Here is a 17,932-nt window from a genome sequence, read left to right as displayed (position 1 = left end):
ATTTTAGAGCAAATTTTAATTAAATTTGGCTACCAAAATTTGGCTTGCTTGATGTAGGGCTTAAATTTTGGAGCCAAAATGCAATCATTAAAAAGAAAATTTAACAGGAGAAAAGATGAAAGCGATCGTAACCGTAGTCGGAAAAGATAGAGTTGGCATCGTTGCTGGCGTCTCAGCAAAGCTTAGCGAGCTAGGGCTAAACATAGACGATATAAGCCAGACTATTTTAAGCGACTTTTTCACGATGATGGCGGTGGTTTCAAGTGATGAAAATAAGGACTTTACGGCCTTAAGAGCGGAGCTAGATAAGCTTGGAGAGAGCCTAAAAGTAAAGATAAATATCCAAAGCTCAGCCATTTTTGATGCTATGCACAAAATTTAAGGACAAAAGATGGATATCAAAAACGTAACCGAAACGATCTCGATGATCGAAGAGCAAAATTTTGACATCAGAACGATCACGATGGGCATTAGTTTGCTTGACTGTATCGATCCTGACATGGGCAAAGCCTGCGACAAAATTTACGCAAAAATCACCACTAAAGCCAAAGACCTAGTTAGAGTGGGCAACGAAATTTCCGCTGAACTAGGCATACCAATCGTCAATAAAAGAGTGAGCGTGACGCCCATCTCGATAATCGGCGCCGCAACGGATGCAAAAGACTACGTAATGATCGCAAAGACTCTTGATAGGGCGGCTATTGAAGTTGGTATTGATTTTATAGGTGGTTTTTCGGCTCTAGTGCAAAAGGGCTATCAAAAGGGCGATGAAATTTTGATAAATTCTATCCCACAAGCTCTAGCACAAACCGCAAAAGTGTGCTCAAGTGTCAATGTCGGCTCAACAAAAAGTGGCATAAACATGAGCGCAGTGCGTGACATGGGACGCATCATAAAAGAGACAGCGGCAGCATCAGAGATGGGCTGTGCGAAGCTTGTTGTCTTTGCAAACGCAGTCGAGGACAATCCTTTCATGGCTGGTGCATTTCACGGTGTGGGCGAGGCTGATGTGGTGATAAATGTCGGTGTTTCAGGCCCAGGTGTCGTAAAAAGAGCGCTTGAAAAGGTGCGTGGCGAGAGCTTTGACGTAGTAGCTGAGACTGTGAAAAAGACGGCATTTAAGATCACTCGTATCGGTCAGCTCGTTGGTCAAATGGCGAGCGAGCGCCTTGGGGTTAAATTTGGTATCGTTGATCTCTCTCTTGCTCCAACGCCAGCTGTGGGCGACTCGGTAGCTCGCGTGCTTGAGGAGATGGGGCTTGAGGCTGTCGGTACGCACGGCACGACTGCGGCACTTGCTCTGCTAAATGACGCGGTCAAAAAAGGTGGCGTCATGGCGTGCAATCAAGTAGGCGGCTTAAGCGGTGCGTTTATCCCAGTCTCAGAAGATGAGGGCATGATAGCTGCGGTGCGCGCGGGATCGCTAAATTTAGAAAAGCTTGAAGCGATGACGGCGATATGCTCGGTGGGACTTGATATGATCGCTATACCTGCAGATACGCCAAGCCAAAGCATTGCTGCGATGATCGCTGATGAGGCGGCTATCGGCGTTATAAATCAAAAAACAACGGCCGTTCGTATCATACCTCTTGGACGTGAGGGCGATATGATCGAGTTTGGTGGCCTTTTAGGAAGAGCGCCTGTGATGAAGATAAATAAAGCCTCAAGTGCTGACTTCATCGCTCGTGGCGGACAAATTCCAGCGCCTATACATAGTTTTAAAAACTAAAAGTTTCTAAAAGGATGGTTATAAAATGAAAGCAGTTGGACTATTTTTTATGATTTTGCTTTTATCTGGTTGCTCGGCACTATATCCATTTTATAGCAAAGAGATGAAATTTGAAGCAGCAGGTATTGGTAAAGATGGTATCTATAGATCAAAATTTAATAATGATGAAGACATTCTTATTAAGATGACATCAGCAAAGACAAAAGAGGGCGAAAAATACAGAATAATATATACTTTGCACATACCAAGTAATTCTACGCAGATGGATTTTAACATTGGTGATAAGTTTGTAGCAAAGTATGATTGCTCAAAAATGTATTGCGAGCCAAATGATGATCTAGACAATATAGTCGTAGAGTGGGTTGAGCCTGAAAGAGGAGTATTTTTAGGCGGTATAAATTTAAAAAATTTACGACTAATAAAGGCGTATTAAATTCATAAGGATATGTAAAAATACGAGTTTTTTAATAAATTTGATAGTAAAAAAAGAAAAATTTAACAAGGAGCTAAAATGAAAATTTTATCACTGCTTTCGATGCTACTTTTTACAGCGATATGTGGCTTTGCAAACGACGGCAAAGTAAGAAGTATCGACATCTACGTCACGCCTTACTACTCAGCAAATGCTGGCAAGGTGGAATATGTCAAGGTCTATGACAAGATAGATGAGCTTTTAAAAAGTGGCAAAGTAGAGGAGTTTAAAAAGGCAGAAAAGATTGTGCAGGACGCTCCACAGTTAGTTAGTCCGATAACTCTTTTTGTTCTCTCAGCTCGCGCTTATGATCTTGGACTTCGCGATGATGCGGTATTTTGGTTTTACGTGGCAAAAAATCGCGCGATCTTGCTAAGAGGTGTTATAGATATGGAGGGCGAGAAATTTGCTGACGTGGTGGCTGCGATAGGGGCGTTTATGAAGCTTGTTGGCGACGTGGTTAATCCTTATGCATTTTGCGATATCAAAAAGCAACAAGAGATCGCTGATAAAGCACTTGAATGGACTAAGAAAAACGCCTATGAAGCGATGTTTTCGCCAGAATTTAGCTCGCCTCACGAAGATAGAAAAGCAGCCCTTGCAAAAGGCATAGAAAAGCTTGAAGCCAGCAATAAAAAAGAGAAAGATTACTTTTTAGACAAAGACAATCTTGCTAACTTTAAAGCTATGCGCAAGCAAAATGGCACTGATGAGAAATTTTGCTTTTAAGCGGCGAGCTAAATTTAGTTGCTGTTTTAGGTTTTGCGCCTAAGACAGCAAATTGAAAGGTAGTATTTAGCTCTAACTCGCAAGTGTTGGGCGCTTGAGCCCTTTTGCCTACGACAAACATACTTAAAATTTAGCCTTTTGCAATAAGAGGCTAGCAAGATCACAAAATACAAAATGAGAATAAAAAATGACTTTGAAATTTGGCGAGCTTGAAAAAGTCGCGGTAGATGATGGTTTTATTTGGTACGCGCAGCTGAAGCTAAAAAGCGAGAGCTTTGGAGAAGTGCCGTTTTGCCTTGTCTGTAAAGACGAGACTGGCGCAGACGATGAGACTATTTTGCTAGCAGAGCGAATTGCCAAGAATATCGACCAACACATAAAAGAGGCGCTTGTCTTTTTAAAAGATGAGCTTAGGCGAGAGCATTGTTTGAGTGATGATGAGCTTAGCTTGCTTGACGTGCCAGTTTGTGACCTGCCCTTTGGCTCGCCGCAATGTACTTTTTATGCGCGTGATAAGCAGTGGTTAATGAGCTTTGCCGAGGGTGCGCTTGATATCTGTGAGCCTTATGGTATAGGGGTGATCTTTGAGGGTGAAAAGCCGCTTTGTTTAGAAAATTTAGAGCTTAGTGAGGAGTGCTAAACGTTTAAATTTTTAAATTTATGCATTAAAAGCTAGTTAAGATTTTCAAGCCTTGCAAAAAATGATGAAAATTTTGCTTTTAGGTATTGGCTGCGATCAAGAGACGCTAGAGTTTTTAAATGATTAAATTTTGCTGTCTTAGGTTTTGCGCCCAAAACAGCAAAATTTACAAGCTATGCATTGCAGCAGTCGCTTGGATCTTTTTCTTTTGTGATCCTAGCTCTTAGGTCGTGGCGGATGATCTCTATGGACCAAAACCAGACCATGTGACCTACAAGCTCAGAGATATACTCATACCAAGGAAGCGTCCAAAGTGGCGGAGTGAGGCCAAGAAGCGGCAGTGAGATGCCATGAACTGCGATAGTTGCTAAGATACCAGCCATCACGCCTTGCCACATCGTGATCTTTGGAAATTTCTCAGCCACGAGGCAGTAGCCAACAGCAAAAACGACTGAAAATATGATATGCGTTAGCATCACATAGTTAAAGGCATGCCCTGAAAACTCGTAGATAGCAGCATTTGGATCAGCGATACCGACATAATCTCTCAAAAACACATAAGGGGGATTTAGAAAATTTCTCGAGCAGTCGATCGCATCAGCCGCTCTGATGGCACTTTCTGGTCTGCAAGCAGCGTTAAACATATCCATGGGGCTTCTTGGTGGAAGTGGCACTTCTGCGCCCCATTTAACAAAAGCTGAAACTACGCCAGCGATTAAACCGATCAGCGCAGCTAAAGCAAATTTTGGTTTGGTAGCTAAATTTGACATTTTCTCTCCTTGTAAAATTTGTGCCATTTTGTTTCTATTTTCTTTATGATAATATTAATCATTATTATAATTTATAAATTTATCAAAGCTCAAATGCTTTAAAATCATAAAATTTTTAGCCATTTTTGGCTAGACTAAGAAAAAATTTAAAGGAGAATAGATGTCTAAAGAGTTCAAAGACGCAAACGAATTTAAAGAATTTTTTGAAGAATTTAGAAAAAAAGATGGTTACAAAGATCCAGTTGCTTTTGGCATCGCAAGAGTCGATCGCGGACAAAAAAATGCAGATAAAATTTTGCAAGCAAGTTATGCCGTTGTAAATTATAAAGAGAGCTTTTTAAGCGCAGCTGCCTTTATCTATGCCTTGCAAAAGTGCGATGTTGAGGTTGATTTTAGCGCTCATGAGTTCGTGGCTGAGCTTACGCCAAAGGTAGCAAAAAAGGCCAGTAAGCTCTTTAGCGTCTTTGAAAAAGATATAAAATCACACAAAAACGTGGAGAATTTGCACGCTGTAAAGATGGCGTTTGATGACGATCTTGAGCTAAATGAGAATAAATTTAAGCTTGTATTTTTGTTCGACGACGCAAAGCCACTTAGCGTGGAGGCTGTCTATCTCAAGCTCTACTTGATATCACTTGGCAAGGTCGCACCTAGGACGATCGTGCTTGATGGAGCCTTTGGGGTGTTACCAAATGTCGCATGGACTAGCCAAAACATCCCGATCGAGCTTGAGTGGCTAAGAGAAAATGAAATTTCTCTAAAAATGTTTGGCGAGTATCCAGCGATCGTGAGCGTGGATAAATTCCCAAGATTTTTAAGTCACATCATCCCAGCTGATAACACGAGAATTTTAGACGCTGCCAAAGTCCGCATGGGTGCTGCTGTGCATCCTGGCACAGTCGTCATGCCAGGGGCTGCTTACATCAACTTTAACGCAGGTACGACTGGTGGCGTCATGGTCGAGGGCAGGGTCAGCAGCTCTGTCGTAGTGGGCGAGGGCAGTGACGTTGGTGGCGGAGCTAGCATACTTGGCGTGCTAAGCGGCACAAACGGCAACCCTGTAAGCATCGGCAAACACTGCTTGCTCGGCGCAAACTCAGTCACTGGCGTGCCTCTTGGTGATAACTGCATCGTGGATGCTGGCATAGCGGTGCTTGAGGGCACAAAGGTCTATATCTCGGCAAGCGAGCGCGAAAAGCTAGTTAAGCTAAATCCAGAGTTTAAATTTGAGGCTGAAATTTACAAAGCGCTTGAGCTTGGCGGACTAAAAGGACTTCATTTTAGGCAAAATAGCCAAACAGGGCAGATCACCGCGAGTGCGATCAAAAGGGCGATCAAGCTAAATGAGGCACTTCATTAAAAGGAGCTAACATGAAAGTTGGCATTTTGATGTTTGACAAGATAAATTTGTTAAGCTTTGCCAAAATTTATGATTTTTTGCATAAATTTGAAGGTTTTAACATCAAAACCTACGCCCTAAAGCCTGAGATAGTCGATGAATTTGGCATTAGACTTCATCCTGAAATTTACGCTGAAAGCCTTTATGGCGTGGATATCTTGGTCGTGCCAGATGGCATTGGGGCGCTTGGGCTAAGATATGATGAGATATTTTTAAGCTGGATAAAAAGCTCGGCGAGCGCGAAATTTAAGATCGGCTTTGACCTTGGCGTGCTCATCCTTGGTGGGGCTGGGTTTTTAGAGGACAGAGAGGCCTGCATAAGGGGCGGATATAAAAATGCGCTAAGCGGCTACTGCGAGGTAAATGACGCTAAGATGTGCGAGAGCAGGGGCGTGATAAGTGTTAGCGAATTTGATGATGAGATCAAAGAACAGCTCGTAAAGATACTAAACAAAAACGAAATTTAAGGGCTTTTTGGCTCTTAAATTTGTTTTTGGATAATTTTACTCATTTACTAAATTTATAGCCTCTTTTATGGAGCTATTTGCTGTTTCTAAATACCACACTATCCACGTCGTAAAATCAAAATTTTGGTTATTGTTAAGCTTTGTTATCTGCTCTAAAATTTCATAATAACCTTTTTTATTTGCGTAAATAATGCTCGAGATAGAAAACGGCTCAATGCTTTCACTAGCCAAGCAGTAGTGTGCCAAAGCCCTTGCCATGCGTCCGTTGCCGTCAATCATAAGGATGGATGATCACAAACCAAAGGTGTGCTAAGGCACTTTTTACATAGGCGTTTTCGGAGCTTTTATTGATAAAATTTTAAAAATTTCATCCTCTACACGCTCTGCTAGCAAGGCTTCATAGTGGATTTGCACATTTTTTGAAGGAGTTGAGACGACGCTCATCTCATCATCTCTAAATTTAGCTCTTTTTATCTTGTAAGCTTTGCTTTGGCTATATTCAAACAAGGCATTGTGCCAGCCATGTAGCTGCTCGAAGTTCATAGGAGCTTTGTTTAAATTTGCATCAAACATTAGCGAGACTAGATTATTGCTATGTCTAGTCGCATAAGTGTCAGCTAACCAGTCAAATTTTTCATCTAGTCTCTTTTTTCCGATGAGCGAATGCTTGATCTATTAAGTCTCTCGCCCTCTATGAGAGATGAGCTTATTATTTCATCTTCAAGTGCGCTAATTTGCGCCTTTAAAAGATCGTTTCTACTGATCTTGCTTGTTATCTCTTTTAAAATTTCGTTATTTTGCTCTAGCTTTTTTATGATGATATCTATCTCTCTTTTATCGAAAGAGAAATTTGGGTAGTTAGGATGTTGCCATATCCAAAGGTTTTGTAATTTTTACTTAATGTATTGAACTTATTTATAGCAGTAAAATTTGATATATGCATTGCTTTTGATTTGTTATTTTGTAAAAATAATTTTTTGTTAGAAAATAGAGCTAAGGAAAGTTAAGGCTAGATAAGATTATCTACCTAGCCTATAATCTCTTCTGGCATCCTTATAACCACGTCTATAACCACGATCAAAACCATCATCATAGTCGTCATCATTATAGTAGCCTCCGCGGTAATCACGCTGGAATCTATCAAATCTTTCGTACTCATTTTGATAGTATGGGCGGTAGTTAGGCGAATATGGCGCATAGTTTGGATCAACAGGATAGTAGCCATTTGCACGACAACTATCCTCGTCAAATTTTTCTATTCCGTTGCGAAATTTATAGCTTTCTATTTTTTTATCAAAGCTATCAATACTTCTTATGTCGCCATAAATTTTAGCCATTTCTCTTTGATTTATAAGACCACAAAGCCTAGCTTCAACTTTTTTTTCGTAACTCATAGAAAACAAAAAAGTTAATGAACAAAATAAAATGGCTATAAATTTCATATTAATCTCCTACTTTTAGGCTTCCACCTTTGCCAAGACCACCTTTTACTGTTTGCGCTTTGTAGTCTTTTAGAGCGATAACTAATTGATTCATTGAATCAAGGAAAGCATTTACAAGTGTTTTTCCCTCAGGTGTTCTTGAATATGCGCCAAGTCCAGCACCAAGAGAAGCGCCAGCGCCGCCACCCATGCCAAAGAAGTCAGTGCTAGAAGCTGAGCCAATGGCCGCTGCTAATTGAACACCTGAACGATTTTCTATAAGAACCAATGTAGTCTGTGTCTCTTTTGTTGAAAAACCACCAGCTATAGCACCCGCTACACTACCAAAAAGTGCTCCAACAAGACCACCTGCACCACCTGTATCTTCATTACTAAAGAATATTTCAGGGCGAATAGTATAATCAGCTGCCACCATTTTGCCTTTGCCAAAGCCAGAACCGCTACGTAGTTCGCCTGATCTATCAAGCGCACGCTCTTGCATCATATTATCCATCATAGCACCACGCTCAACTATAACAAAGCAACCAGTTTGTTGTGCAAGAAGGCGCAGAACAGGAATAGTTGATGTTAGCTTGTAGTTGCGTGTTAAATATGAATACCAGTCTGAATTTTGGTCTTCATAAAACGCAAGTGTTCCAATAGTGCTACTACACTTTTCTATTTTTGTGTTAGCATTTTTGTTGTTGCTGCCAGCAGCACTGCCAGTTACGCTATTGTTGTTACCAGTTGCGCAACCACTTAGAAGCAAAACTCCAAGACCTACGCTTAGTAAAGATGAACTTAACTTCATTTTTATCCTTAATGTTTAAGTTAGTTTTAGAATTATATATGAGTAAATATTATAAAAATATTAATATAAAATTTATATTTAATAACATAATGCAAAATTATTTTTACAAAAATTTAAGCGGCCAGCAAGATACCAGCCACATAAATTATTCGACAGTTACGCTTTTTGCGAGGTTTCTTGGCATATCGACATTGTTGCCAAGTCTAACGGAAATTTCAAGTGCAAGTAGCTGAAGCACTAGCATCATCTCGAAAAATTCGCTCATATAGTGATCTTGAACGCTTGTTTTTACGTAGTCATCGCTTAGCTCAAACTCAAGTGGGCTGATCGCTAGGATATATGCATCTCTTGCAGCAAGCTCTTCGACGTTGCTCTTTGTCTTTTCATATAACAAATTTTGAGGCATTAAAGCGATCGTAAATAGCTTCTCATCTGCAAGCGCGATAGGTCCGTGCTTCATTTCGCCTGATGGATAGCCCTCGGCGTGAAGATATGAAATTTCTTTAAGTTTTAACGCACCTTCAAGTGCTAGCGGATAGAAGATGTCTCTACCGATAAAGAAGAAGCCATGACCGTGCAGATAGTGCTTGCTTAGGCGGTGAAGCTTCTCTTGCAAAGAGTTATCTATATTTAAAATTTGTGGTATGTGAAGAAGCGTTTTAATCTCGTGATCAAGCTCTTTTTTGCTGATAGATCCATTTGCTGATGCCATTTGAAGCACAAGCATCCAAAGCACGATGATTTGCGTAGCAAAGGCCTTTGTACTTGCCACACCTTTTTCGATGCCGGCGCGAGTTAGAAGCGTATTATCAGCTAGTCTAACGATAGATGAGTTATCGACATTGCAAATTGCAAGTGTCTTTAGCCCAGCCTCTTTTGCTATCCTAAGTGCCTCAAGAGTGTCAGCTGTCTCGCCACTTTGCGAGATGACGATGAAGAGCGAGTTTTTGTTTAGATAAGGCTTTCTGTATCTAAATTCGCTTGCCACTTCGACCTTTGTTCTAACTTTGGCAAGCCTCTCAAAAAGATAGCTTGCAACAAGCGCTGCATGGTAGCTCGTACCGCACGCACAAAGCACGACATCATCGATGCCTTTTAGGTATTCATCGTCTAAATTTTCAAGGGTGACTTTGTGGTTTTTAACTCTGCCCATGATGGTTTCAGACACGACTGCGCCTTGCTCGTAAATTTCTTTCTCCATGAAAAATGTATAACCCTCTTTTTGGGCATAGCTCTTATCTTTTGGCAGTGCGTTAAATGTTATGCTAGCTTTTTTGCTGTGTTTAAAAACAGCTATCTCATCTAAGCTCACATAGCCGTAGTTGTTATCATCAAGATATGCCACTTCTGTTGCGTTGCCGATTAACGGCGCATCTGATGAGGCAAAATATAGCTCTTTTTTGTCGCTTTTGCCTATCGCCATAGGAGCGGCATCTTTTGCAAAAAATATCTTATCAGGTGCAGTTTTAGTGATAAGTAGCGTCGCATAAGCGCCTCTTAGCTTCGCGATAGTCGCCTCATAAGCCTTAAATGGGTCTTTTTTCTCTTTTAAAATTTCCTCAAAAAGGTGCACGATCACTTCGGTGTCGGTTTGGCTGACAAATTTAACGCCCTTTGCCTCAAGCTCATCTTTAAGCTCTTTGTAGTTTTCGATGATGCCGTTATGAACGACAAATGAGTGCTCGCCAAGGTGCGGGTGAGCATTTATCTCAGTTGGCTTACCATGAGTCGCCCAGCGTGTATGGCCTATCGCCACACCAAAGCCCTCAGATGTAAAATCCTTTGTCTTTAGGACTAAATTTTCAAGCTTGCCGACCGCTTTGAAAAAGTCGATCTTGCCATCACTCATCACAGCCATGCCAGCGCTGTCGTATCCGCGATACTCAAGCTCTTTTAGTCCGCTTAAAATGACCTCTTTTTTCTCTTTATCTCCGATGTATCCTACGATTCCACACATGTTTTACTCGCTTATTAATAAATTTAATATCTCATCGCCTTTACTCTCAAGTCGCTCGTTTTTCTCGATCAAAAAGAGATTTCTCGTTCTATTTTTAACCGTCTGAATTCTCGCACTCGTGACTTGAAAATGAAGTCTGTCAAAAACACTCATCACATAAGCCATTAGCCCGCGCTGATCTTTTGCGTTGATGCTAAGTTTGGCGTAATCTTTTGAGTGTTTTAGCTCGAAGTTTATCTCATCTTTGTTAATATTTGGTTTCAAAGGCTCTCTTAAAACCTCGCTATTTAGGGATTTTAGGGCTAAAATTTTAGTATTTTCAAGCTCATGATTTTTTACATTTTGGTTAAAGTCAAGCCTGATATAAAATTTCTTCTCAAATAGCTCAAATATCTCCATATACGCAAGGTCAAATTTGGCAAATTCATAGAGCAGGGCACTTAAATTTAGGCTCTTGTTTGTATAAATTTGAATGCTTAAATTTTTACTATTGTTTATGAAAATTTCTGTTTCGTTTAAGCTATCAGCCACTTTGCTTAAATTTATGATCTCGCTCGCGCTATATTTTGTAAAGACCAAATTTGATGTGATCTTGAAAATTTTCTCTTGCAGTTTTGGCTCAAGCGCCAAAAACTCGCTATTTCGTTTTATAGATTGCTCTTTTTTTACTCGCCTTGTCGCTTCATCAAGTAAATTTTCATCGCTAAATGCGCTAAGAGAAATTTCATAAAGCTCCCTTAAAAGCTTTGCTGTGTAGGCGTTGTAAAGCCTCTCATTTGTGGCGTTTATCACGCAGTAGCTAAGGATGTAAAGTAGTTTTAAAACCTGCTTGTCGCCTAGCTTTGATATGAAGGCAAAGATGACGCGCTGCGAGTAGATGTCCTCTCTGTTTGAGACGTTGCTCATTAGGGTGTGGTATTTTATCAATATAACGCCGATGTTGATAGCTTTTTGACTTAAATTTAGCTTGTTCGCGTAGGCTCTAAAGATGTTTGCGCCGATGTTTGCGTGATCTTTTCCGCCAAGACCTTTGCCAACATCATGCATAAGCGTCACGATCTTTAGCATCGTTTTGCCCTCCAAGCAAAGCTCGGAGTAGAGATCTTTTATAAATTTATCTTTTATATTTTCAAGAAATTTGACACTTAAAACGCTATGCTCATCAACCGTAAATTCGTGATAGCCGTCATATTCTGCTAGCTGGGAGATATGCTCCATTGGTTTTATCAAAATTTGTATCATCTGCGCATCGAGCAAGGATTTTAAAATAGCGTAGGAATTTTCTCTTAAAAATATCTTCTTAAACTCGCTGATAGCGCGCTCTAAGCCATCTTTTGTGATGATGGCTCGCTTGATATAAAAGATCGCGCTTATATCAAATTTATAATCCACATCTTTTAGCTCCAAAAGCTCATTTATGAGATCCTCGATAAGGGCTGGCTTTTTGTGAAGTGGCACGTAGATGACGCCATTTATCTCGTAAAAGCCATTTTTTAGCCTAGCAAATTTTCTCTGCTCGAAGCTTAGCTCGCTTTTGAAAAATGGCCTACAAAGCGAAGCCGCGATAAATCTTGAATAAATGGCTACGTTATTCATCGAGCTTAGCATCTTTTGGCTGATGACGCTCTCGTTGTCTTGCAGCTTTTTGGACTTTGTCTGCATGAAATTTGTCGTGATCTCAACACTTGAGGCGCTGAAAGTATCGGTGTTTTGGGTTAAATTTAAAGCGCTTAGCAAGCTTAGTAAAAAATCCACATTTAGGTTAAAGCTAGCGATCTCTTTTTCATTCATCACTTTAAGCGCTTGCGATCTAACCGAAACGTCGCTATCAAGGCAGTTTAGTATGCAGTTTAAGTGGTAAATTTCATCGATCCCGCCAAAGCCACTTTTTAAATTTGGCTCTTGTGTCAAGTAGCTTATGCTAGAAAATGGTAAAAATGCCTTTAAATGGTAGTTTAAAAAGGCTTTTTTATCAAATTCTTTTATCTTTATGATCTCGCTTTTTACTAAGCGATATAAGCTTTTTGAGCCGCAGATATAGCGAAGTTGCGAGGTTTCACTTTTAAATTTAAGGTCATCTTTGAAATTTATAAAAATTTCATCCACTTCGGCGCTTTTTATCACAAATTTCATGCCAGAGCTATCTAAAATTTCAGAAAATTCTTTTAAGAAATTCTTTATATTATAGCCCTTTAAATTTTTATAAACTAGTAAAATTTCAAGCTCACTATTTGCACTAAGTAGCGTTTGGGCGTATTTGCCAGTGGCTAGAACGCTAAAAGCAAAGCTGTCGTTTTGTGGCACAAACTCATCAAAAAAATCTCGCATAGTTTCATTTAAATAAGATTTTATAAAATCATCATACTCTTTGGCTAAGGAATTTGTGAAATTTCTACCTTGATTTTTTTGAAAATGTTTTGGCAAATTTGCCTTAAAATCAAGAAATTTCTCTTTGATCTTTGAATAATTATCACTATTTTTGGCACTTTTATCAGCTAGCATTTAGTGTTTCCATTGTTAAAAATATCTTGGCAAATGTTACATAATTTTTGCAAAAACAAAGCTTTATTTGCTTATAATGAAGCCTTAAGTTCAGCTTTAGGACGATATAAATAATGAATCTATTACAAAAACTAGAAAGTGGCGAGAGATTAAGCAAGCAAGAGGCTTTTTCGCTTTATGAGCTTGATCTTTTTACCTTAGCTAAATTTGCCGATAAAAAGCGCAGAAAACTGCACGGCAACAAGGTCTTTTTTAATGTAAATCGCCATATCAATCCAACAAATATCTGTGCTGATATCTGTAAATTTTGCGCATTTTCAGCCCACAGAAAAAATCCAAATCCATACTTAATGAGCCACGAAGAAATTTTAAAGATCGTTGATGAGAGCGTGCGTCACGGCGCAAAAGAGATACACATCGTCTCCGCCCACAACGCAACTAGCGGCTGGCAGTGGTACTTAGAAATTTTTAAAAAGATAAAGGCAGCTCATCCAGAGCTTCATGTAAAGGCGATGACGGCGGCTGAGATCGACTTTTTGTCAAGGCATTACGGCTTAAGCTACGATGAGGTGATAGAAAAGATGCTCGAATATGGCGTCGATAGCATGCCAGGCGGTGGGGCTGAAATTTTTGACGAAGAGGTCAGGGCTAAAATTTGTAAAGGCAAAGTAAGTAGCGAGAACTGGCTGAAGATCCACAAAATGTGGCATGATAAAGGCAAACAAAGCAACGCAACAATGCTTTTTGGTCACATAGAAAGCCGCGAAAATAGGGTCGATCACATGCTAAGAATCAGAGACTTGCAGGACGAAACTGGCGGATTTAACGCATTTATCCCGCTAGTTTATCAAAGAGAAAATAACTACTTAAAAGATGTGAAATTTCTAGGATCGGCTGAAATTTTAAAGACTATGGCGATATCTCGCTTGGTGCTTGATAACGTCCCACATATAAAGGCATACTGGGCTACATCGACGCTAAATTTAGCGATGATCGCTCAGGAATTTGGCGCTGATGATCTTGATGGCACGATAGAAAAAGAGAGCATACAAAGTGCAGCTGGTGCAAATAGCGCAAATGGCGTCACACTAAAGACATTTTGCGATCTTATTAAAACATCTGGTTTTACGCCGGTTGAGCGTGATAGCTTATATAACGAACTTAAAATTTACTAAAGGAGCTTGGGGTGAAATTTTTTGACTTAGCACAAAACAAAACGAGTGTAAAGCAGGAATTTGGAGCGGGACTTACGACATTTTTAGCGATGATGTATATAGTGCCGGTAAATGCGATCATTATGAGCAAAACTGGCATGCCTTATGAGGCACTAATCACTGCAACAGCGCTAATTACCATATTTTCTACGATATTAAATGGTCTTTGGGCGAACACGCCAGTTGCGATGAGCGTTGGCATGGGGCTTAACGCCTACTTTACATTTGGTCTTTGCATCGGTATGAAAGTGCCTTGGCAAACGGCTCTTGGCGTTGTTTTCTTGAGTGGCGTGATATTTGTCGTCTTATCTTTTACAAATTTTAGAATGTGGATAATAAGATCCATCCCACTTGATCTAAGAAGAGCGATAAGCGCTGGCATAGGCACATTTATCAGCTTTGTTGCATTTCAGCAAATGGGCTTTATCGTAAATAACGATGCGGTTTTAGTTGGCATAGGAAATTTCAAAGATCCAAACGTGCTTCTTGGCGTTTTGGGGCTATTTTTGGTTATCTGCTTTTGGGCATGGAAGATAAAGGGCGCATTTATTCTAGCTGTGCTTGCTACTTCTGTGATAGCTTGGGTGCTTGGCATCGCTCCTCATCCAACAGAAATTTTCTCAACTCCAGCCTCTATCTCACCGATATTTTTAGAGCTTGATATAAAAGGTGCGTTTAGCCTAGCCTTACTACCAGTTGTTATTACATTTTTTGTGACTGATCTTTTTGACTCGATAGGCACGCTAGCTGGCGTTGGCACGAGGGCTGGGATATTTGACGAAAACAAAAAAGATGGCGTCGTAAAACTTGAAAAAACTCTTGAAGCTGACGCTGTTGCTACTGCAGCTGGCTCACTTGTAGGTGTAAGTACGACCACATCGTTTGTAGAAAGCGCTAGCGGCGTAGAAGAGGGCGGTAGGACTGGTCTAACGGCTGTATTTTGCGGACTTTTATTTATACTTACATTATTTATGTTGCCACTTTTTAAAGCGATCCCTGGTAACGCCATCTATCCGATCCTTGTAATGGTTGGCGTGCTTATGTTTGCTGAGCTTGCTAGCATCAATTTCAAAGATCCAGCCATCGCCGTTGCGACATTTTTCATAGTTGTGCTCATCCCGCTTACTTACTCGATCACAAACGGTCTTGCATTTGGCTTTATGTCATACGTCATAGTTAAGCTCATAAAGAGAGAATTTAGCGATATAAATTTAGGTGTAGTTGTGCTGGCGCTCATTAGTTTTATCGTATTTTTAGTGCATTGATAAGGATTAAAGATGATATTTTATAGTTACGATGAATTTGCCGTTGATGCCAAAAAGATGGCAAAACAGATAAAAGATGAGTTTGATCCAGAGGTGATACTAGCTGTGGCAAGAGGCGGTCTAACGCTTGGCCACTCACTAGCTGTTGCGCTTGAAAATAGAAATTTATTTACATTAAATTCTATCCACTACGAAGATACAAACAAGCTTGATACGATACAAATTTTTAATGTGCCAGATCTTAGCAGATACATTAAAATTTTGCTTGTTGATGATATCATCGATAGCGGCGAGAGCATGGTTGAGATAAAAAGGGAGCTGCTTAAACGCTATCCAAATTTAGATATAAAGATAGCTACTGTATTTTATAAAGAGAAGGCTCTGCTTTTGCCTGAATTTAAGGTAAAAGAGGCTCATGACTGGGTTGAGTTTTTCTGGGATATACATATTTAAGGGCAAAATTTGTTAGAAAGAGTTAGAGAATTTGCTAGCAGGCACATTGCTTTTAGCGTATTTTTGATATGTTTGATTGATTTTGTATTTCTACTTTATGCGACAAATTCTCTTAGCATAAGCTACAACGAGGCTGAAATTTTCTTTCAAAAGCACAGCCTTCTTGGCTATATCTTAAAACTAAGCGCCCATTTTTTTGGTCAAAATGACCTTGCTGTGCGAGGCGTGATGATCTTTTTTCACATCGCAAGCGTAGTTTTGATGTATAAGGTGAGTAAATTTTACATCAAGCTTGAGTTTGACAGGATCGTAGCGGTCCTACTTTTTGTGCTACTTCCTGGCACGCTAGCTTCAGCCCTTATTATAAACAATGCTGGAATTTGCATCACTTTAGCGCTTTTGTGCATATATCTTTTTCATATTAAAAAGAAAATTTTATTTAGTCTCTTTTTCTGCCTAGCCTTTTTCATAGATGGCGATTTTTTGATATTTTATGCAGGATTTTTTATATTTGCACTTTATAAACGAAAGCCGCCACTTGCTTGGCTCAGTGCCATTTTATTTTTGCTGACACTTTACTTTTTTGGCTTTGAAACAAATGGCAGACCAAGTGGGCACTTTATCGATACTTTTGGCATATTTGCCGCCGTCTTTTCGCCATTTGTCTTTATTTTTTTTGTATATACGATTTATAGAATTTGGGTTAAGGAGAAGAAGGATCTTTTGTGGTTTATCGCCATTTGCTCATTTTGCTTTTGTATGATAGTCTCTGTGCGCCAAAGGCTAGAGCTTGAGCAGTTCTTGCCATTTTGCGTGATCGCAACGCCACTTATGGTAAGAGTTTTTTTCAATTCATATCGCGTGAGACTGCCAAAATTTAGAAAAGGACACAAAATTTGCACTGGCTTAGTGATGCTTTTTTTGGTATTTAACTGGTCAGCGATCATCTTTAATCAAATTTTTTACCTCTTTTTAAACGATCCTACAAAACATCTCACTTATAAATTTGATGTAGCAAAAGAGCTGGCAGATAAGCTAAAAGAGGCTGGAGTGCAAGATATAGTGACCGAAGATACAAGGCTTGCACTAAGGCTTAAATTTTATGGCATAAAAACAAAAAGCTACTCTAAAAATTTATTAGCAAGTGCCGATTTAGATGAGAAGTCAAAATTTAGTATAGAAAAAATGGGAAAAGTAGTTGCAAATTTCAATATCAAGGAACGATAAAATATGAAAAAAAGAGCTTTTACGATGATAGAGCTTGTTTTTGTTATTGTTGTTGTTGGAATTTTAGCTGCCATTATGATCCCAAAACTAAATAGAAATGCCTCAAGAGAAGCCGCAAATCAGATCCTAACTCATATAAGATACACTCAACACCTCGCCATGCAGGATGATAAGTATTCTATCACCGAAAAAGGATGGGCAAAACAGCGCTGGACGATAGCTTTTGCGAAAGATAAAGTAGATGGCTGTTCGGTTGATAAAAATAATGAGCTAACTTGGAAATATAGTATTTATTATGATAAAAGTATGACTGGAAACCCGAATTCACAAGATGAGTTTGCAAGTGATATTTATAAGACTGGAAAGTTATTAACAGCTGGCTGGAGTGGTATGCCAGGTGGTGACTGCAAAAAGATAAACAAAGAGCTAAATATAGAAAAAAGATTTGGCATAATAGATGTAACTCTATCTGGTGGATGTGTAAAAGGTAAGGCAAATAAAAAAGTAGCCTTTGATGAGATGGGACGACCGATGTGGACAATAAGCACTGTTGGTGGTGGTATAAAGCGACCATACGATAGACTTGTTAAAAAAGATTGCAGTATAACAATAACAGATAAACGCGGTAATCAAACAACTATTATTATAGAAAAAGAAAGTGGCTTTGCATCTATAAAAGAAAATAGTTAAATTTAATTAAAATCTTATAGTTTTTATTTTTTAAAAAAGTTGCCATTTTTTAATCTGCATTTAAGCATCCCTCATATATAATTCCAGCTCACGAAATGAGAAACCACCTTTAACTTCAACGTTAATAAAGCCTTTTTCTTATCGTTGTTCTTTTAACTTACAATTGTTAAACTATTAGTCAATCTT

At 39.4% G+C, this 17,932-nt stretch carries 20 protein-coding genes; 12 read left to right on the top strand and 8 right to left on the bottom strand.

The window, feature by feature from the left end; genetic code table 11:
* Positions 1 to 115: 115 nt before the first annotated feature.
* From CYP26_RS09825 to CYP26_RS09805, 5 genes are all read left to right on the top strand, one after another.
* A complete protein-coding gene (locus tag CYP26_RS09825; RefSeq protein ID WP_002939508.1) occupies positions 116 to 382 on the top strand; it encodes an ACT domain-containing protein in 267 nt (88 codons plus the stop codon).
* Positions 383 to 391: 9 nt separating this feature from the next.
* Positions 392 to 1,729 (top strand): PFL family protein, encoded by a 1,338-nt coding sequence (locus CYP26_RS09820; RefSeq protein ID WP_103571225.1) that lies wholly within the window; start codon positions 392 to 394, stop codon positions 1,727 to 1,729.
* A 25-nt stretch (positions 1,730 to 1,754) separates the two neighbouring features.
* Complete coding sequence (locus tag CYP26_RS09815; RefSeq protein ID WP_103631253.1) at positions 1,755 to 2,162, top strand: hypothetical protein; 408 nt, start codon at positions 1,755 to 1,757, stop codon at positions 2,160 to 2,162.
* Positions 2,163 to 2,240: 78 nt separating this feature from the next.
* Complete coding sequence (locus CYP26_RS09810) at positions 2,241 to 2,930, top strand: cytochrome-c oxidase (protein WP_103631252.1); 690 nt, start codon at positions 2,241 to 2,243, stop codon at positions 2,928 to 2,930.
* Positions 2,931 to 3,117: 187 nt separating this feature from the next.
* Positions 3,118 to 3,570, top strand: coding sequence for a hypothetical protein (locus CYP26_RS09805; protein ID WP_103631251.1), 453 nt, complete (start codon positions 3,118 to 3,120; stop codon positions 3,568 to 3,570).
* A 173-nt stretch (positions 3,571 to 3,743) separates the two neighbouring features.
* Here CYP26_RS09805 and CYP26_RS09800 read toward each other — a convergent pair whose 3' ends face one another.
* Positions 3,744 to 4,340 (bottom strand): YagU family protein, encoded by a 597-nt coding sequence (locus tag CYP26_RS09800; RefSeq protein WP_103631250.1) that lies wholly within the window; start codon positions 4,338 to 4,340, stop codon positions 3,744 to 3,746.
* A gap of 160 nt (positions 4,341 to 4,500) precedes the next feature.
* Between CYP26_RS09800 and CYP26_RS09795 the strand changes: the two genes are divergently transcribed.
* Positions 4,501 to 5,700, top strand: a complete 1,200-nt coding sequence (locus CYP26_RS09795; protein ID WP_103631249.1) for a tetrahydrodipicolinate N-succinyltransferase N-terminal domain-containing protein — start codon at positions 4,501 to 4,503, stop codon at positions 5,698 to 5,700.
* 11 nt (positions 5,701 to 5,711) lie between these two features.
* Positions 5,712 to 6,206 (top strand): hypothetical protein, encoded by a 495-nt coding sequence (locus tag CYP26_RS09790; protein WP_103631248.1) that lies wholly within the window; start codon positions 5,712 to 5,714, stop codon positions 6,204 to 6,206.
* Between the two features lie 36 nt (positions 6,207 to 6,242).
* On the opposite strand, the gene CYP26_RS09785 is transcribed toward CYP26_RS09790, so the two are convergent.
* From CYP26_RS09785 to CYP26_RS09755, 7 genes are all read right to left on the bottom strand, one after another.
* Positions 6,243 to 6,464 (bottom strand): hypothetical protein, encoded by a 222-nt coding sequence (locus CYP26_RS09785; protein WP_103631247.1) that lies wholly within the window; start codon positions 6,462 to 6,464, stop codon positions 6,243 to 6,245.
* Positions 6,465 to 6,527: 63 nt separating this feature from the next.
* Positions 6,528 to 6,779 carry a hypothetical protein gene (locus CYP26_RS09780; RefSeq protein WP_103631246.1) on the bottom strand — a complete coding sequence of 84 codons (252 nt, stop codon included), beginning with the start codon at positions 6,777 to 6,779 and terminating at the stop codon, positions 6,528 to 6,530.
* Between the two features lie 65 nt (positions 6,780 to 6,844).
* Positions 6,845 to 7,081, bottom strand: a complete 237-nt coding sequence (locus CYP26_RS10705; RefSeq protein ID WP_103631289.1) for a DUF4172 domain-containing protein — start codon at positions 7,079 to 7,081, stop codon at positions 6,845 to 6,847.
* 144 nt (positions 7,082 to 7,225) lie between these two features.
* The gene (locus CYP26_RS09770) at positions 7,226 to 7,648 is read right to left on the bottom strand and encodes a gamma-glutamyl phosphate reductase (RefSeq protein ID WP_103631245.1); all 423 of its coding nucleotides are present in this window, start codon (positions 7,646 to 7,648) and stop codon (positions 7,226 to 7,228) included.
* Position 7,649: 1 nt separating this feature from the next.
* Positions 7,650 to 8,438, bottom strand: coding sequence for a peptidoglycan-binding protein (locus CYP26_RS09765; RefSeq protein ID WP_103631244.1), 789 nt, complete (start codon positions 8,436 to 8,438; stop codon positions 7,650 to 7,652).
* Between the two features lie 145 nt (positions 8,439 to 8,583).
* Entirely contained in the window at positions 8,584 to 10,395 is a 1,812-nt protein-coding gene (gene glmS, locus CYP26_RS09760; protein ID WP_103631243.1) for a glutamine--fructose-6-phosphate transaminase (isomerizing), read from the bottom strand.
* 3 nt (positions 10,396 to 10,398) lie between these two features.
* Positions 10,399 to 12,897 (bottom strand): HD domain-containing protein, encoded by a 2,499-nt coding sequence (locus tag CYP26_RS09755; RefSeq protein WP_103631242.1) that lies wholly within the window; start codon positions 12,895 to 12,897, stop codon positions 10,399 to 10,401.
* Between the two features lie 110 nt (positions 12,898 to 13,007).
* On the opposite strand from CYP26_RS09755, the gene mqnE reads away from it, so the two are divergent.
* From mqnE to CYP26_RS09730, 5 genes are read left to right on the top strand one after another with little or no spacing between them, the layout of a single operon-like run.
* Entirely contained in the window at positions 13,008 to 14,072 is a 1,065-nt protein-coding gene (mqnE, locus tag CYP26_RS09750) for an aminofutalosine synthase MqnE (RefSeq protein ID WP_103631241.1), read from the top strand.
* Between the two features lie 11 nt (positions 14,073 to 14,083).
* A complete protein-coding gene (locus CYP26_RS09745) occupies positions 14,084 to 15,376 on the top strand; it encodes an NCS2 family permease (RefSeq protein WP_103631240.1) in 1,293 nt (430 codons plus the stop codon).
* 12 nt (positions 15,377 to 15,388) lie between these two features.
* On the top strand, positions 15,389 to 15,829 hold the full coding sequence (locus CYP26_RS09740; protein WP_103631239.1) for a phosphoribosyltransferase: 441 nt from the start codon (positions 15,389 to 15,391) through the stop codon (positions 15,827 to 15,829).
* 9 nt (positions 15,830 to 15,838) lie between these two features.
* Positions 15,839 to 17,056, top strand: a complete 1,218-nt coding sequence (locus tag CYP26_RS09735) for an ArnT family glycosyltransferase (protein WP_103631238.1) — start codon at positions 15,839 to 15,841, stop codon at positions 17,054 to 17,056.
* 3 nt (positions 17,057 to 17,059) lie between these two features.
* Positions 17,060 to 17,746 (top strand): type II secretion system protein, encoded by a 687-nt coding sequence (locus CYP26_RS09730; RefSeq protein WP_103631237.1) that lies wholly within the window; start codon positions 17,060 to 17,062, stop codon positions 17,744 to 17,746.
* The last annotated feature ends 186 nt before the right edge of the window (positions 17,747 to 17,932 follow it).

Origin of the sequence: Campylobacter concisus, from assembly GCF_002913225.1 — a bacterium.
Taxonomy (GTDB): Bacteria; Campylobacterota; Campylobacteria; order Campylobacterales; family Campylobacteraceae; genus Campylobacter_A; species Campylobacter_A concisus_J.
This window is presented reverse-complemented; position numbering and strand designations above follow the sequence as displayed.

What these genes read in the sequence shown, in the direction of transcription:
- CYP26_RS09770 (WP_103631245.1), bottom strand. Translation starts at nt 7,648, where the DNA reads ATGAAATTTATAGCCATTTTATTTTGTTCATTAACTTTTTTGTTTTCT.
- CYP26_RS09730 (WP_103631237.1), top strand. Translation starts at nt 17,060, where the DNA reads ATGAAAAAAAGAGCTTTTACGATGATAGAGCTTGTTTTTGTTATTGTT.
- CYP26_RS09785 (WP_103631247.1), bottom strand. Translation starts at nt 6,464, where the DNA reads ATGGCAAGGGCTTTGGCACACTACTGCTTGGCTAGTGAAAGCATTGAG.
- CYP26_RS09780 (WP_103631246.1), bottom strand. Translation starts at nt 6,779, where the DNA reads ATGTTTGATGCAAATTTAAACAAAGCTCCTATGAACTTCGAGCAGCTA.
- CYP26_RS09820 (WP_103571225.1), top strand. Translation starts at nt 392, where the DNA reads ATGGATATCAAAAACGTAACCGAAACGATCTCGATGATCGAAGAGCAA.
- CYP26_RS09810 (WP_103631252.1), top strand. Translation starts at nt 2,241, where the DNA reads ATGAAAATTTTATCACTGCTTTCGATGCTACTTTTTACAGCGATATGT.
- CYP26_RS09825 (WP_002939508.1), top strand. Translation starts at nt 116, where the DNA reads ATGAAAGCGATCGTAACCGTAGTCGGAAAAGATAGAGTTGGCATCGTT.
- CYP26_RS09795 (WP_103631249.1), top strand. Translation starts at nt 4,501, where the DNA reads ATGTCTAAAGAGTTCAAAGACGCAAACGAATTTAAAGAATTTTTTGAA.
- CYP26_RS09740 (WP_103631239.1), top strand. Translation starts at nt 15,389, where the DNA reads ATGATATTTTATAGTTACGATGAATTTGCCGTTGATGCCAAAAAGATG.
- CYP26_RS09790 (WP_103631248.1), top strand. Translation starts at nt 5,712, where the DNA reads ATGAAAGTTGGCATTTTGATGTTTGACAAGATAAATTTGTTAAGCTTT.
- glmS (WP_103631243.1), bottom strand. Translation starts at nt 10,395, where the DNA reads ATGTGTGGAATCGTAGGATACATCGGAGATAAAGAGAAAAAAGAGGTC.
- CYP26_RS09755 (WP_103631242.1), bottom strand. Translation starts at nt 12,897, where the DNA reads ATGCTAGCTGATAAAAGTGCCAAAAATAGTGATAATTATTCAAAGATC.
- CYP26_RS09765 (WP_103631244.1), bottom strand. Translation starts at nt 8,438, where the DNA reads ATGAAGTTAAGTTCATCTTTACTAAGCGTAGGTCTTGGAGTTTTGCTT.
- CYP26_RS09805 (WP_103631251.1), top strand. Translation starts at nt 3,118, where the DNA reads ATGACTTTGAAATTTGGCGAGCTTGAAAAAGTCGCGGTAGATGATGGT.
- CYP26_RS09815 (WP_103631253.1), top strand. Translation starts at nt 1,755, where the DNA reads ATGAAAGCAGTTGGACTATTTTTTATGATTTTGCTTTTATCTGGTTGC.
- CYP26_RS09800 (WP_103631250.1), bottom strand. Translation starts at nt 4,340, where the DNA reads ATGTCAAATTTAGCTACCAAACCAAAATTTGCTTTAGCTGCGCTGATC.